11 protein-coding genes are annotated in these 14764 nt (G+C 43.3%); 10 read left to right on the top strand and 1 reads right to left on the bottom strand.

Features of this window, described 5'->3' with window-relative positions; translation table 11 throughout:
• Positions 1-151 precede the first annotated feature (151 nt).
• The 8 genes from LJE72_RS14655 to LJE72_RS14620 all read left to right on the top strand — a co-directional run bounded on the left by LJE72_RS14655 (position 152) and on the right by LJE72_RS14620 (position 9328).
• Positions 152-952, top strand: coding sequence for a cyanophycinase (locus tag LJE72_RS14655; protein WP_229248432.1), 801 nt, complete (start codon positions 152-154; stop codon positions 950-952).
• 94 nt (positions 953-1046) lie between these two features.
• A complete protein-coding gene (gene cphA, locus LJE72_RS14650) occupies positions 1047-3704 on the top strand; it encodes a cyanophycin synthetase (RefSeq protein WP_229248431.1) in 2658 nt (885 codons plus the stop codon).
• Positions 3705-3957: 253 nt separating this feature from the next.
• Positions 3958-4809, top strand: coding sequence for a 4-(cytidine 5'-diphospho)-2-C-methyl-D-erythritol kinase (gene ispE / locus LJE72_RS14645; protein ID WP_229248429.1), 852 nt, complete (start codon positions 3958-3960; stop codon positions 4807-4809).
• Between the two features lie 28 nt (positions 4810-4837).
• Positions 4838-5530 (top strand): GntR family transcriptional regulator, encoded by a 693-nt coding sequence (locus LJE72_RS14640; RefSeq protein WP_073026901.1) that lies wholly within the window; start codon positions 4838-4840, stop codon positions 5528-5530.
• A gap of 5 nt (positions 5531-5535) precedes the next feature.
• Positions 5536-6348: a pur operon repressor gene (gene purR, locus LJE72_RS14635; protein WP_229248428.1), complete on the top strand. Its 813-nt coding sequence runs from the start codon at positions 5536-5538 to the stop codon at positions 6346-6348.
• A 127-nt stretch (positions 6349-6475) separates the two neighbouring features.
• Complete coding sequence (gene spoVG / locus LJE72_RS14630; RefSeq protein ID WP_007777981.1) at positions 6476-6730, top strand: septation regulator SpoVG; 255 nt, start codon at positions 6476-6478, stop codon at positions 6728-6730.
• 279 nt (positions 6731-7009) lie between these two features.
• The gene (glmU, locus tag LJE72_RS14625) at positions 7010-8371 is read left to right on the top strand and encodes a bifunctional UDP-N-acetylglucosamine diphosphorylase/glucosamine-1-phosphate N-acetyltransferase GlmU (RefSeq protein WP_229248427.1); all 1362 of its coding nucleotides are present in this window, start codon (positions 7010-7012) and stop codon (positions 8369-8371) included.
• A gap of 15 nt (positions 8372-8386) precedes the next feature.
• Positions 8387-9328 carry a ribose-phosphate diphosphokinase gene (locus LJE72_RS14620; protein WP_073026897.1) on the top strand — a complete coding sequence of 314 codons (942 nt, stop codon included), beginning with the start codon at positions 8387-8389 and terminating at the stop codon, positions 9326-9328.
• 111 nt (positions 9329-9439) lie between these two features.
• Here LJE72_RS14620 and LJE72_RS14615 read toward each other — a convergent pair whose 3' ends face one another.
• Positions 9440-10159 (bottom strand): PRC-barrel domain-containing protein, encoded by a 720-nt coding sequence (locus tag LJE72_RS14615; RefSeq protein ID WP_229248426.1) that lies wholly within the window; start codon positions 10157-10159, stop codon positions 9440-9442.
• Positions 10160-10252: 93 nt separating this feature from the next.
• On the opposite strand from LJE72_RS14615, the gene pth reads away from it, so the two are divergent.
• The gene (gene pth, locus LJE72_RS14610; RefSeq protein WP_229248425.1) at positions 10253-10810 is read left to right on the top strand and encodes an aminoacyl-tRNA hydrolase; all 558 of its coding nucleotides are present in this window, start codon (positions 10253-10255) and stop codon (positions 10808-10810) included.
• Positions 10811-11192: 382 nt separating this feature from the next.
• Positions 11193-14735 (top strand): transcription-repair coupling factor, encoded by a 3543-nt coding sequence (gene mfd / locus LJE72_RS14605; RefSeq protein ID WP_229248424.1) that lies wholly within the window; start codon positions 11193-11195, stop codon positions 14733-14735.
• Positions 14736-14764: the final 29 nt, after the last annotated feature.

Here is a 14764-nt window from a genome sequence, read left to right as displayed (position 1 = left end):
GGTGGAGACTATAGGGAGCTTAGTTCCGATAGAGTTTTTTCCATTTGGAAGTTAGTTGAGCTTATTCAGGGACGCAAGGGATATTCGATGTTCTGTGTTCGAACCACGAATCATTAACTTCGAACCACGATTTTGGACTGGAGGGATCAGTTTGACAGAACATGTGGAAGGAAAACTACTTATTATTGGTGGAGCAGAAGATAAAAAGAACGAGTGCAAAATCCTTAAGCGTTTTGTCGAGGAATCAGGCGGCAGAGAAAGTCGTATTACGGTACTGACTGCTGCGACGGGATACCCGCTTCAAGTAGGGACAGAGTACCATGCCTTGTTTCTAGAATTAGGGGCCAAGGAAGTTCAAGTTCTCGATGTTTCAGATCGAATCCAAGCAAATAGGCAAGGCATTGAAAATGAATTTGAGAAGTCAACAGGAATTTTTTTTACAGGTGGTGATCAACTTCGGATTACGGGATTGCTGGGAGGTACCTTGCTCGGTCGGAAATTGCAACAGTTGTACCAAAACGGAATCATTATTGCAGGAACCAGCGCAGGAGCCTCAGTCATGTCGGATACAATGATTGTCGGTGGGGAAGCAGGAACGGCGAAGAAAAATACTTTGTCGATGGCCCCGGGACTTGGACTGCTTCGTTCTGTGGTGGTTGATCAACATTTTGCTCAGCGTGGGCGAATCGGCAGACTTTTATCTGCAATTTCACAAAATCCGTATGTTCTTGGCGTGGGAATTGACGAGGATACCGCAATTTTAGTACAGTCTGATGCAAGCTTTTCGGTCATCGGAAGCAATACAGTAACAGTGGTTGATGCATCCACTTCGACAACTACGAACGTCTCAGAAACAACTCCAGGACAATCCCTTGTACTAAGTCCAATTTTAATGCATGTTCTATCCGAGGGTTATGGTTTTGATCTAAAACAGAGAGTTTCCCTGCTTTAAGCAAATGAAATTAATGAGGAATACCAAGAGGGAAAAAGGTTAAAACTAGTGAAGGATATTTGACCCATTGCTTTTAAGGAGGAACAAAAACAAAATGGAGATTAGAGAAATCCAAACAATCGAAGGGGCTAATGTTTACAGCCATCGCCCAATTATTCGAGCGATTGTGGATCTCCAAGAATGGACAGAACGGTTTACTAATGAACTGGAAGATTTCAGGAAACAACTCGTGGAACATTTGCCCACATTAGATGAGCACTATTGTTCACGGGGTAAACATGGCGGATTTCTGGAGCGGTTGCAAGAGGGAACCCTTATAGGACATGTCATTGAACATGTGACTATAGAGCTTTTAACCCAAGCAGGGCAAAGTATTAAATATGGCAAAACTATGGCTGTACCAGATCAACCTGGTTGGTACGAGATCATCTTCAATTATGAAGCTAAAGCTGGCGCAATTGAGGGATTTAAACAGGGATTTTTGCTTGTGCAAACTCTTCTGAATCAAAACTCTTTTGATGTGTCAAGAGCAGTAGACCAAATTAAGGCGGTCATGGACAAATGTGAATTGGGGGTTTCTACGCAGGTAATTGTTGATGCCTGTAAGGAACGCGGAATTCCAGTCCATCGCCTTAATGAGGGGAGCCTGTTGCAGTTGGGGTATGGTCGGAACCAACGACGTATCCAAGCGACGATTACGGATGCAACATCTAGCATAGGGGTAGATATTGCTTGTGATAAAGAAATGACTAAAAAGATACTTAGTGAGGGTGGGGTACCTGTCCCTTGCGGACATATTGTCAGAACGGAAGCAGAAGCTGTGGAGGCTTTCCTTGATATGGGAACCACGGTAGTGATCAAGCCGTTGCATGGAAATCAAGGGAAAGGCGTAACTCTTCAGCTTACAAATGCGGCTGAAGTTAGAGCAGCGTTTAAAGTTGCGCAAACTTATGGAGAATGGGTTATCATTGAAGAATATATTGAGGGACAACATTATCGTTTGGTTGTGGTTGGAGAACGTCTAATTGCCGCTGCCAAGAGAGTTCCGGCTCATGTAACAGGGGATGGGAAATCGACAATTGAGGAATTAGTTGTTCAGACCAATGCTGACCCACTGCGTGGAGATGATCATGAGAAGGTTTTAACGAAAATTAAAATCGATTCGGTGGTGCTTTTGAACTTAACTCTCAAAAACTTGACCTTGTCTTCTGTTCCTGAAAAGGGAGAAGTGGTATATCTGCGGGACAGTGCCAATCTAAGCACGGGGGGGATTGCCGAAGATGTAACCGATCTCGTACATCCTGATAATGTGGATTTGGCAGTCTATGCCTCGAAGTTGATCGGGTTGGATGTTGCGGGCATAGATTTAGTCATCGAGGATATTGAGGCATCCTATCGTGAGAGAAGCGGTCATATTATTGAAGTAAATGCAGCTCCAGGAATTCGTATGCACCATTTTCCGAGTAAGGGAAAAGCGAGAAATGTGGGTAAAGCAATCGTAGAGCAAATACTGCCCGCCGGAAATGGACGCATCCCAATTGTTGCGATCAGTGGCACAAATGGTAAAACGACAACGACTCGTATGATTGGCAAGCTACTTACAGATCAGCAACTTTTAGTAGGAATGGCTTCTACAGATGGGATATATATTAATAAAAAGATGTGGGTTAAAGGAGATACTACTGGCCCCGAGAGTGCTAAAGCTGTCTTAAGACATCCCCAAGTTCAGGTCGCTGTTTTAGAAACAGCAAGGGGTGGGATTTTAAGATCAGGTTTAGGATATGACTATGCAGATGTAGCAGTAATTACCAATGTTTCAAATGATCATCTAGGTCAATATGGAATAGAGACGCTTGAAGATATCGCTCATGTTAAAAGTCTGATTGCAGAGGTGGTTATGCCTCATAGTTATGTGGTCCTGAATGCAGATGATCCTTATGTTGTTCAGATGGCAAAGCGCACGCAAGGAAGAGTAATCTTCTTCAGTACGGAAAAAGATAACATTCATATTCGCAAACACTTGGGGAAAGGCGGAACGGCTGTTTTTGTAAGGAGAGGTACGATTTTGCTTTGTCAAGGTTCAGAAATTTTTCGGATTTGCTCCGTAAAACAGATTCCTGTGACCTGGGATGGCAAGGCAAAACATAATATCCAAAACACCTTAGCTGCAATCGCGTCAGGCTGGGCACTTGGAATAGGTACGGCGACCATTAGAGATTCTCTTCAAGAATTCTCATCGGATGCAGAGCATAATCGCGGACGACTTAATCTATATGAACTTGACGGGGTCCATGTGTTCATTGACTATGGTCATAATGCAGCAGGCATTCAGGAGATTGCCAGGACTCTTAGACAATTTAAAAAGAAATCTCTTGTAGGATGTATCACTGTGCCAGGGGATCGGCCAGATGAAACAGTTCGTGAAGTAGGGCGGATTGCAGCAAAGGGGTTCCAGCGGTTGATTATTCGTGAGGATTCTGATATGAGAGGGCGAAAACCTGGGGAGATTGCTCAATTGCTTTATGATGAGGCGATACTAAGTGGAATGGATCCCAAAAAGATAAAGGTAGTACTGCCAGAAATAGAAGCTTTCTCTCAGGGACTTGACAGTTGTGTGCCAGGAGACACATTTGTGATGTTTTATGAGCACTTAGAGCCGCTTGAAGAAGAGATTCGCAAGAGAATGGAATTGCAAAAGGCCTTGTCCTATATACCAACTCAGAATGATTGGGTTGTTGGTGGAGAATTCTAGGGCTAGAGACAGACAAGGGAAAGCCTATTTAGGTATTAAGAGTTAGGAGGGGTGAGGATTATCTTCGCCCCTATTTGTTTGTACAGTCAGAAAGTATAAAACTTGTCGTTATATACTTTCCAGGCATAAGTGCAACTTTGGCGGCCAGCTAAGTTTTCTAAAAGATTTTACCCAGAGAAGTGCTGGAACTCCAACCTAAAAATATGTATAATAAAAGGAAATACTCTGGCAATGTTCGGAAGAGGTAATGCAAATGGAAGGATCTTTTCTTACAACGTTCGCAAACGCGAAGATTAATCTGGCTCTAGCCATTCAAGGAATTCGAGAAGATGGGTATCATGAGCTTCAAAGTGTCATGCAATCCATTGTATTGCACGATATTGTTCGGGTTCGTCGTCATGGAGAAACGGTTGTATGTCGTTGTGGAGCATTAAGCGGCCCTAGGAATTTGGCTTATATGGCTGCGGTTGAGTTTTTAGAACTATGTGGACAATCCGAAGGAATTGAAATTGAGATCGAGAAACATATTCCGATTCAAGCCGGATTAGCTGGAGGGAGTACGGATGCGGCGGCAACACTGAGATTATTAAATCAGCTCTATGAAGAACCTTTGAGTAAGAAGGAGCTTCTTGCACTGGCGAGCAGGTGTGGGGCAGACGTCGCATTCTGTTTACAGGGTGGAACGATGTGGGCTACTGGACGGGGCGAGCGACTTGAACAATTGCCATCAGTTCCCAAGTTGAATCTTGTTTTAATTAAACCAATTGATGGGGTGAATACCAGGGAAGCTTACCGTCAGTTTGACTTGGGAGGACAGAGAGGATTGTTGAGGAAAATGGATTGGGAAAAGGCTCTAAGCGGGAATTCGGTTCAGCAAATCGCCGAATTGCTATATAACGATCTTGAGCCGGCCTCGATTCAACTAGTTCCTAATATCCTCGAATATAAGCAGAGTTTACTCGACTCAGGGTGTTATGGAGCCTTAATGTCTGGCAGCGGTTCGAGTGTATTTGGGATAGCTCAAGGAGAGCAACACGCCATGCAAATAGCGGAGAAGTTGAGAAAAAAGGGTTTTAAATATGTTTGGGTGACGAATACTATTTGACAGTAATTGCTTGAAAGGGGATAGTTTGGTGGAGAAACGATTGTTACCGGTAATACTCGATGGTTATAAACCGTTGCGGGAGATTGTTTTTGAATCTATGCGGGAGGCTATTTTGAGCGGCGTTCTCCAACCGGGAGAGCGGTTGATGGAGATTCAGCTGGCTGAAGAAATGGGAGTTAGCCGAACCCCGGTACGTGAAGCAATTCGAAAATTAGAACTTGAGAATTTTGTTGTAATGATTCCCCGCAAGGGTGCCTACGTAGCCGGCGTTTCGTCGAAAGATGTTGCTGATGTTTTTGAAATCCGATCTGCTCTTGAAGGGTTGGCTGCAGGACTCGCAGCCGAACGTATTACGGAGGATGAATTGGAACAAATGGAAAGGGTCTTGTTTTATAAAGCCGGCGAGGGAGAACTGGACTTAGAGCAGATTGTAAAGTCTGACACAGATTTTCATGCCTTAGTCTATAGCGCGAGTCGCAATGAACGTTTGATTCAAATTTTAGCTAACTTAAGAGAACAGATTCAACGTTTTCGCGCCACTTCATTAGCTGTTCCAGGACGAAATAAACTTGCTATTGAGGAGCATCGAATGATCGTTGAGGCTTTAAGAAATCATAATAGCGAGGAAGCTCAATCTTTAGCGATGGCACATATTGTTACTGCAGAGAATGTTATGTTCGATGTACTCAGTATAAAGAATGATCCGGACAAGGTGGATTAAAAAACGTGGAAAAGATGAAAAGAGCGGAACGGATGGTAGCCATCACTCAAGTGCTGATGTTAAAACCGAATGTCCTGACTCCGTTAACTTTATTTGCAGAACAGTTTCGAACGGCTAAGTCTACAATTAGTGAGGATTTGATGGCTGTCAAGGGGAGCTTACTCCTTTCAGGGCACGGTCATCTCGAAACCATTTCAGGGGCAGCCGGAGGAGTGCGTTACATTCCAGAGATCTCTAGAAAAGAAGCAGCTCAAGTCCTTAGTTCACTGGCTGAACGTCTGAACGATAAGGAGCGAATTCTTGCCGGGGGCTTCCTGTATATGACCGACTTATTGTTCGATCCCTCAATTTTGCGGCCGTTAGGTTTAATTTTTGCTGGTGCTTTTCGAGATAAGAAGCCTGATGTAGTAGTTACTATCGAAACAAAAGGGATCCCTTTGGCCCTTGTTACAGCAGAGGCATTAGGACTTCCTATGGTAGTCATTCGCAGTGGCAACAAAGTTACGGAAGGTTCTTCAGTCAGTATTAATTATGTTTCTGGATCATCTCGGCGTATTCAAACGATGTCGCTTTCTCGAAGGGCCTTAGAACCTCAGCAACGTGTTCTGATTATTGACGATTTCATGAAAGCTGGCGGGACGGCGTTGGGAATTAAAAACTTGATGGAAGAATTTGAAGCAGACGTTGTCGGAATTGGGATTTTGGTAGAAGCTCAAATAACTGCAGAGCCTAAGCTCGTTGAAGGGTATTTGTCTTTGTTGCAACTCAAGGAACTAAATCCATATTCAGGAAAGACAACGGTTGTATCTGTTTTTTAGTTTATACAAATGAAATAAGATATTTTTATTATTAATAGAAATTTTCTAAAATTGAAGCAGGATTTTTTTACCATACAGAGAATATTATTATGAATAGGCCCGGAAAGTGGAAGGGTGGTGATTCATAATGAATATTACCGATGTGCGGGTCCGGAAGATTAATACAGAAGGAAAGATGAAAGCGGTGGTCTCGGTAACCTTTGATAATGCTTTTGTCGTCCATGATGTCAAAGTCGTTGAGGGTATGAATGGTATTTTCGTAGCGATGCCTAGCCGTAAAACTCCTGAAGGAGAATTTCGTGATATCGCCCATCCCATTTCAGCTGTTGCACGAGAAGTAATTCAAACTGCTGTTTTGAAAGCTTATCAAGAAGCCATTTGAAGAGCTTATTTAGATATTTTAGGCGTGCTAAAGGGGACCTTGCAGTTAGGTCTCCTTTAGCACGCCTAAAAACTTAGGTTAAAGGGAATTTTTGATAAAGCATCTTTTAATACTTTCTGCCTAATAAAAAAGGATTCTTTCCTAATTTGGCGAATAAACAATTTTTAGGCATAAAAACGGCTAATGAAATCTTAGTTGCGCTTATGCCATCCGAAAGTTATACTTTACGGGTATATAAAATAAGTAGAGGTTAAACTAGAGCTGGAGGCGAATTAGATTATGTCTAATTTGGTAGCGGTGATCATGGCGGCAGGAAAAGGCACAAGAATGAAATCCAAATTGCCGAAAGTCATGCATTCATTGGCTGGAAAAACTCTCATTGAGCATGTCTTAGATATAGTGGGCCGAGCTGGAGTTGACCGCTCCCTGGTTATCGTAGGACATGGTCGAGAGGGTGTTGAAGCCCTTATAGAGAATCGAGCGGAGATTATCGTTCAGACAGAACAGCTTGGTACTGGGCATGCTGTTCTGCAAGCTATGCCTTATTTAGAGGGTGAACAGACCGTTCTTGTCTTAAGCGGGGATCAACCGTTGCTCAAATCCGAGACTCTAAATGAACTTGTTAAATTGCATCAAGCGCAAGGGGCTAGCGCAACAGTCTTAACATCCTATATGGAACAACCCTTTGGTTACGGCAGGATTATTAAAAAGGGTGAGAACCTCGTTAGAATTGTCGAGGAAAAGGATGCTGCTCCAGATGAACGGGAAATTAAGGAGATTAACACTGGAACATATTGTTTCAAGGGGTCTGCACTTAGAGATGCTCTCACAAAAATTACTACTCAGAACGCACAAGGGGAATACTATTTAACGGAAATTTTTGATGTTTTACTAAAGCATGAAAAAAAAGTATTGACGTATCGTACTGTGAACCCCCAAGAAGCATTAGGAATTAATAGTCGAGGTCAATTAGCTGAAGCTGAAGGAATTGTACGGAAAAACATTCTAGAGCATTGGATGTCTGAAGGAGTTACGATTGTAGATCCCGCGTCAACCTTTATCGATGCAGAAGTAATATTGGCTCAAGACGTTACGATTCTGCCATTTACAAGGTTAGTGGGGAAAACAAAGATCGAAGAGGATTCAGTGATCGGTCCCCAGACAAACCTTGAGAATTGTACGGTTGGACGCGGTTCTGAAGTAACCTGCTCTGTTGCCAGAGATGCGGTGATCGGAGAGTGTTGTCATATTGGTCCTTTTAGCTATTTAAGACCAGGCACAAAACTGGATGCAAGAGTAAAAGTAGGGGACTTTGTTGAAATCAAAAACAGTTGGGTTGAAATGGGGGCAAAAATTCCCCATTTGAGTTATATTGGAGACACACATGTTGGGAAATCCGCGAATATTGGAGCGGGCACAATTACCTGTAACTATGACGGGGTTAACAAACATCACACTAAAATTGGAGATCACGCTTTCATCGGCAGTAATACAAATTTAGTTGCTCCACTTGAAGTGGGGGAATATGCCGTTACGGGTGCTGGATCTACTATTACAAAGAATGTTCCAGCAAAGGCCTTGGTCGTTGAACGGAGCCAACAAGTGGTCAAGGAAAATTGGCATTGCGAAAAGATAAAATAGGGGGCAGAAAGAGGCATGGCAGCAAAAGAATTTAAAATTTTTTGTGGGAATGCTAATCGTCCATTGGCACAAGAAATTGTAGACTATTTAGGAGTACCGCTAGGTGAAGCAAAGATTAAACGTTTCCAAGACGGAGAGACTTGTCTTGCCATAGATGAAAGCGTTCGGGGGGCGGATATTTATGTTGTTCAACCTACCTGCCATCCAACGAATGATAACATCATGGAATTATTAATTATGATTGATGCTATTCGCAGGGCTTCAGCGCGTCGTATTACGGCAGTGATGCCCTATTACGGTTATGCTCGTCAAGAGCGCAAGACCAGAGCTCGTGATCCCATCACGGCAAAACTAATGGCAAATCTAATTACAACCGCGGGAGCGGATCGTGTGGTAACTATGGACTTACATGCTCCAGCAATCCAAGGATTTTTTGATATTCCGCTTGATCATTTGCCTGGTGTCCCAATTCTGGCAGAATATTTTAGAGAAAAAGGCCTGGAAAACATTTGTGTTGTTTCTCCTGATTTAGGTGGAGTTACACGAGCCAGAGACCTGGCTGAACGAATTGGCGCTACGCTTGCTATTATTGATAAGCGGAGACCGGAAGCCAATGTTTCCGAAATAATGCATGTCATTGGCGAGCTGAAGGGCAAAACCGTGATTATGATTGACGACATAATCGATACAGCAGGAACTATTACCCAAGGGGCCCAAGCTCTTGTTGATCGAGGCGCGAAGGAAGTATATGCTTGTTGTACTCACCCGGTATTATCCGGACCTGCTGTCGAACGTTTAGCTAATTCTGTTATTCGGGAGCTCGTTGTGACGAATACGATTCCCTTAACCCAAGAGAAAGTAATTCCACAGATTAAAGTATTATCCGTTGCTCCACTCTTAGGAGAGGCTATTGTTCGCATTCATGAGGATCTTTCGGTGAGCAAACTTTTCAGCTAAATAGAACTTGCCGGCCCCAAGCCCATTTGCTGGCCGAGTGTCGTTGTAGCCAAGGACTTATGCTTCCAGAGAGTTACGTTTCTGATTAGTGTAAAAAAGGCCCCCGGGGTGTCACCCCAGGGGGTCTTTAGTTGTAGTTATTTCTGAAACAGTCTGTTCAGTTGGTGAGATAACTTGGGTTTCAGGAAAGATGATGGCAGCCTTCTCTGGAGCGGTTTGAGGTTTGACTCTTTCTTTCTTAAAGTAATTACTGATGGTGTGAGTTTTTTCTGAGGCTAGGTTAGATGTTGTGTGAATCAGATTTTTAAATGAATCACTGAGTCCTTTGTCAGACACGGTTAGTGCATTTTCGCTTCCTTTTTGGATTACAATAACATCATGACCGATCGTCGTAATGTATTCTGCTGAAATCCATGCCTTACCATTTAGAAATCCTTCGAGTTTACCACCTGAGATTTCGATTTGAGTTATTTTTCCCGTACTTGGATCGACGTAGTATTCGTCGGCAGTTCCAAGGGTTTTTCCTGTTTCCGTCACCATTTTTGTTCCGATGATGGTCAGTTTTTCTTTGACTAAATCTAACAATTCAGGTAAGCTGGAGGTCTTTTCAACATGAGATTCCTTGTTAATGGTAATTGCGTCATCGCCGACGCTGACAACTTTAGAATAGGGGATAATGCGCTGATCCTTAAAAAAGCCTTTAGGGTCTACGACGATTGCGGCAAGGGACTTTGTACCAGCATTTAGAATTAGGCTTTTTACATACCCTAGTTGTTGCCCTTCCTGAAGGGAAATGATAGGTAATGATAAGAATTTACGGCTGGGTTTCATAGTTCACCCCCCCTTTATTTAGTCTTGATCCGTTTTCTATTCTTAAAGAATGTATTCATTGCATCGAATGAATATGCTTTGGAGGTGATTAGAATGAAGGTTATTGTTGGTCTTGGAAACCCTGGCTCTCAATATGAAGAGACCCGCCATAATATTGGTTTCTTGCTGGTTGATCTGCTGGCAGAAGTTCATAAGTTGCAATTTCGTGCAAAGTTTCAGGGATTATTGGCAGAGGCGAATATTGAGGGAGAGCGGCTATTTCTTTTAAAGCCTCAAACATTTATGAATTTGAGCGGCCGTTCGGTGAGTGAGCTTATTCATTTTTACAAAATTGCTCAAGAGGATGTATTAATAGTTCAAGATGATATGGATTTGCCGCTTGGCAAAATCCGTCTGCGTGATCAGGGAAGTGCAGGTGGACATAACGGGATCAAATCCATTCAAGCGGAATTAGGATCGGAAAAATTATGGCGGCTGAAGTTGGGGATAGGTCGTCCGCCAAAAGAGTGGGACCCGGCCCGCTACGTGCTCGCTCCCTTCGTGGAAGATGAATATGCTTTGTTAGATGATGTATTAGGGCGTGCGGAAAAGGTGAGCTATCTATGGATTAATGGGGAACCTGAGCGGGCTATGAACTTATATCATCGTTAGGTTGAGTATAACCTCCTGTGCTAGGGGTAATTCTACTAGCAAAGGGAGGTGATTACAGGATGAAAATATTTAAAGTCTGCCATACTTGTGATCGAATTATTGGAGAGATTGAGTTAGATGACTTGACCAGCAATAACTCGGATCCTATAATGGATATCATTGGAAATGTGGCATATGCGCTTTGTACAGATTGTCTTAATGACATGAAAACAGAGCCTTGTAACGTATATCATTAATGGAAGGCTTGGCATTGGTCTTTAAAATGGCAAGCAATGACTAGACGGGATCAATATCGATGAACGCCGCCGTAACCCTTATTTGGCTTTAGGGGCAGGCGAATGGGGGTCCATACGGACGTTCATCTTTTTAATTACCCGAAAGGATGGACATTTTGAATACTATTCACAGTTATCTTCGTCGGGGGCTCGATATTAAGGAGATTAATCAGTCCTTAAGCCATGGAGAGTGGCCCCAAATGATTTATGATTTAACGGGAAGCCAAAAGGCAGCCTTTGTCGCTCAGCTTTTCCAAAAGTCTAAACCAGGGTTGATTTTAACTTATTCGGAGGAGCAGGCTCAAAAGTGGGCCAATGATTTGCGTACTTGGTGTAATGGCCAAACCATTCTGCATCTGCCGACAACGGAATGGCTCCCATTTGAAATATTGGGCAAAAGCAGAGAAACAACCGCAGAAAGAATTCGTGTTTTAAATCAGCTGGCTCACGATCGGAAGTGTACTGTGGTTGCCTCTGTTCTTGCTGTAGAACGACGGTTATTTTCAATCGATAGATGGAAAAAATTTACGCTTTCCTTTGAAATAGGGCAAAAATATAACTTGTCCGAAGTGCTGTCTTTATTAACTACTGGAGGGTACGAACGGATCGAGACGGTTGAAGGGCATGGTCAGTTTGCCTTAAGAGGAGGGATTTTGGACATTGCCCCCTTGGATGGGGAAGCGGTGCGGATTGAGTTTTTCGATGATGAAGTTGATTCCATTCGAACCTTTGATTTGGGAACGCAGAAATCAACCGGTTCCAAGAATAAGGTCTTGGTATCTCCGGCTATGGAATATATCGTAACTAAGGAAGAACTTGGAGAACTGCGCTTTGCAATTCGGGCGGAAGCTCGTAAAACAACGGGCCGTCTTCAGCGTTCAGGGAGAAAAGAAGCTGCTGAACGATTACAAAATAAAGTTGATTTACTAGTGGAACGACTTGAGCAGGGTATTTTAGACGAAAATGTTTATCCCTTCTTAAGCTTAGTAAATACTCCGCTCGTTCCATTTTTCTCATATCTTACTGACGACCATTTTGTGGTTTTAGATGAGCCGCTTCGTTTAAAGGAACAATTAGAGTTTCAGGCCAATGAACGCTTACTTGAATTTACGCAGCAATTGGAAAACGGTGAAGGAGTTGTTCATCCCGAGTCGCAATTTATTGTCTACGAGGAGTTATTAAAGCATGGTGAACATCACCCCTTGATTGGACTCTCAACTCTGTTGAGGCAGGCTCCTGGGCTTTCTCCGAAGAGGATATTTAACCTTAACGCTCGACCGTTAACGGGTTTCATGGGAAAAACAAATAAATTGGTTGATGAGATTGTACATCGTAAGGATGCCGGCAATGTGGTAGCATTATTTGTCGGGGATGAAGATCATGTTGAACGATTAATTCAGGGCTTAAAGGATCGTGGAGTGACAGCATCTCGTAAGGAACTTCTGGATCCGATTGAGGAAGGAAATGTTTATATCTATCCATTTTCGCTTGATCAAGGATTTGAGTTGCCTCTCGGCAAACTAGTTATTCTCACCGAGACAGAAATCTATAAACGAGAGAGTAAGGCGATTAGCAAGAAGCCTAGTGCTCCTGCCCAAAAGAATATATTTATTGCGGACCTTAAACCCGGGGACTTTGTAGTGCATGTCCACCATGGAATAGGTCAATTTACTGGCATAGAGCGGCTGGAAGTGGGCGGTATAGCTAAAGACTATTTTGGAATTCGCTATGCCGGGGAAGACCGACTCTATGTTCCTTTAGATCAGTTGCATCTCCTGCAGAAGTATTTAGGGAGTGCTGGGGAAACACTGCCTAAGCTTTATAAACTTGGGGGATCTGAGTGGTATAAAGTAAAGAGGAAAACGCGAAGTGCTGTCAAGGAAATGGCTATTGATTTGGTAAAGTTATATGCTCAAAGGGAGGCTGTCCAAGGTTTTGCTTTTTCCCAAGATAATGTATGGCAAACTGAATTTGAGGAAAAGTTTCCTTATGTTGAAACCCCGGATCAAATTCAGAGTATTGCAGATGTGAAGAAAGATATGATGCGCTCACGTCCCATGGATCGGTTACTCTGTGGAGATGTGGGGTACGGTAAAACCGAAGTTGCCCTTCGGGCAGCCTTTAAAGCTGTGATGGACAGCAAGCAAGTCGCGGTACTTGTTCCTACAACTATTTTGGCTCAGCAACATTTTAATACCTTCAAAGAACGTTTTATCGGGTATCCGATTACCATCGAAATGCTGAGTCGTTTCCGTTCTCAGAAAGAGCAAAAGGAAATAATTCAGGGCCTGAAGGAAGGGCGAATTGATGTTATTGTTGGGACGCATCGCATTCTCTCAGAAGTAGTTAAATTTAGTGATTTAGGCTTATTGGTAATCGACGAGGAGCAACGTTTTGGGGTTGCGCACAAGGAAAAGTTAAAAACGTTAAAGGGGAATGTGGATGTATTGACATTGTCTGCTACTCCGATCCCGAGAACTTTACATATGTCGCTCGTGGGAGTTAGGGATATGAGTGTCATTGAGACCCCGCCCGAAGGTCGTTATCCTGTGCAGACGTACGTTACTGAATTTAGAGCGGATGTGGTACGTGAGGCAATACGGCGTGAGATCCAACGCGGGGGCCAAGTGTTCTATGTTCATAATCGAGTTGAGGACATGGACAAGGTTACTAATTTCTTGAGTCAATTAGTTCCTGAAGCGAGGTTCGGGGTTGCCCACGGACAAATGCGTGAGAGGGAATTGGAACGGGTTATGCTTGATTTTTTAGAACACGAGATGGATGTTTTAGTCTCCACCACTATTATTGAAACAGGCCTTGATATGCCCAACGCCAATACTCTGATAATCGATGAAGCTGATCGTTTCGGGTTGTCCCAACTCTATCAACTGCGAGGGCGCGTCGGGCGTTCCAATCGTAAAGCGTATACGTATCTTTTGTATAAACCTCAAAAGGTTCTCACGGAAATTGCAGAAAAACGTCTGGCGGCAATACGAGAATTTACAGAGTTTGGAGCGGGATTCAAAATCGCCATGCGTGATTTAGAGATTCGCGGTGCAGGGAACTTAATTGGCGCTCAGCAGCATGGGCATTTATCTGCAGTAGGATTTGAAATGTATAGCCAGATGCTCAAGGAAGCGGTCCAAGAACTCCGTGGAGAAAAGCTCGAAGAGATTGTCGAACCGAGCATTGAGCTTCAAGTTGATGCCTTCTTGCCGGATGCCTACGTTGCGGATAATCAAACCAAGGCATCATTATACCAAAGGCTGGCTATGGTGCGAAATGAGGATCAACTCACTGAGATGGTGGATGAACTGTTGGATCGTTTTGGAACCCCTCCACGTGAAGTTGAGCATCTGATTGAAATTATTCGAATAAAATTACTGGCAAGTTCGTTGAAAATCGAACAAATCCAACAAGTCAAACAAAATGTCAGCCTTCGTTTCTTGGCAAATATCAATTTTCTAACAGGAGAACATTTGATGTCTGCAGCTTCAGCTTCCCCCTATCCATTGTCGTTTAGATCTATGCAAAATGGAAATCTAGAGTGCAAGGTTCGTATCCGTACGCTTGACCAAGAAGTGGCTATTAAGGCTGTCCACAGGGTGCTTTCGACATTTTACGACATTGCTTCAAGAACAACTCCTTGATATACTATTCCCATGTCTAATTGAAAGGG

Origin of the sequence: Desulfosporosinus shakirovi, from assembly GCF_020595055.1 — a bacterium.
Lineage (GTDB): Bacteria > Bacillota > Desulfitobacteriia > Desulfitobacteriales > Desulfitobacteriaceae > Desulfosporosinus > Desulfosporosinus shakirovi.
This window is presented reverse-complemented; position numbering and strand designations above follow the sequence as displayed.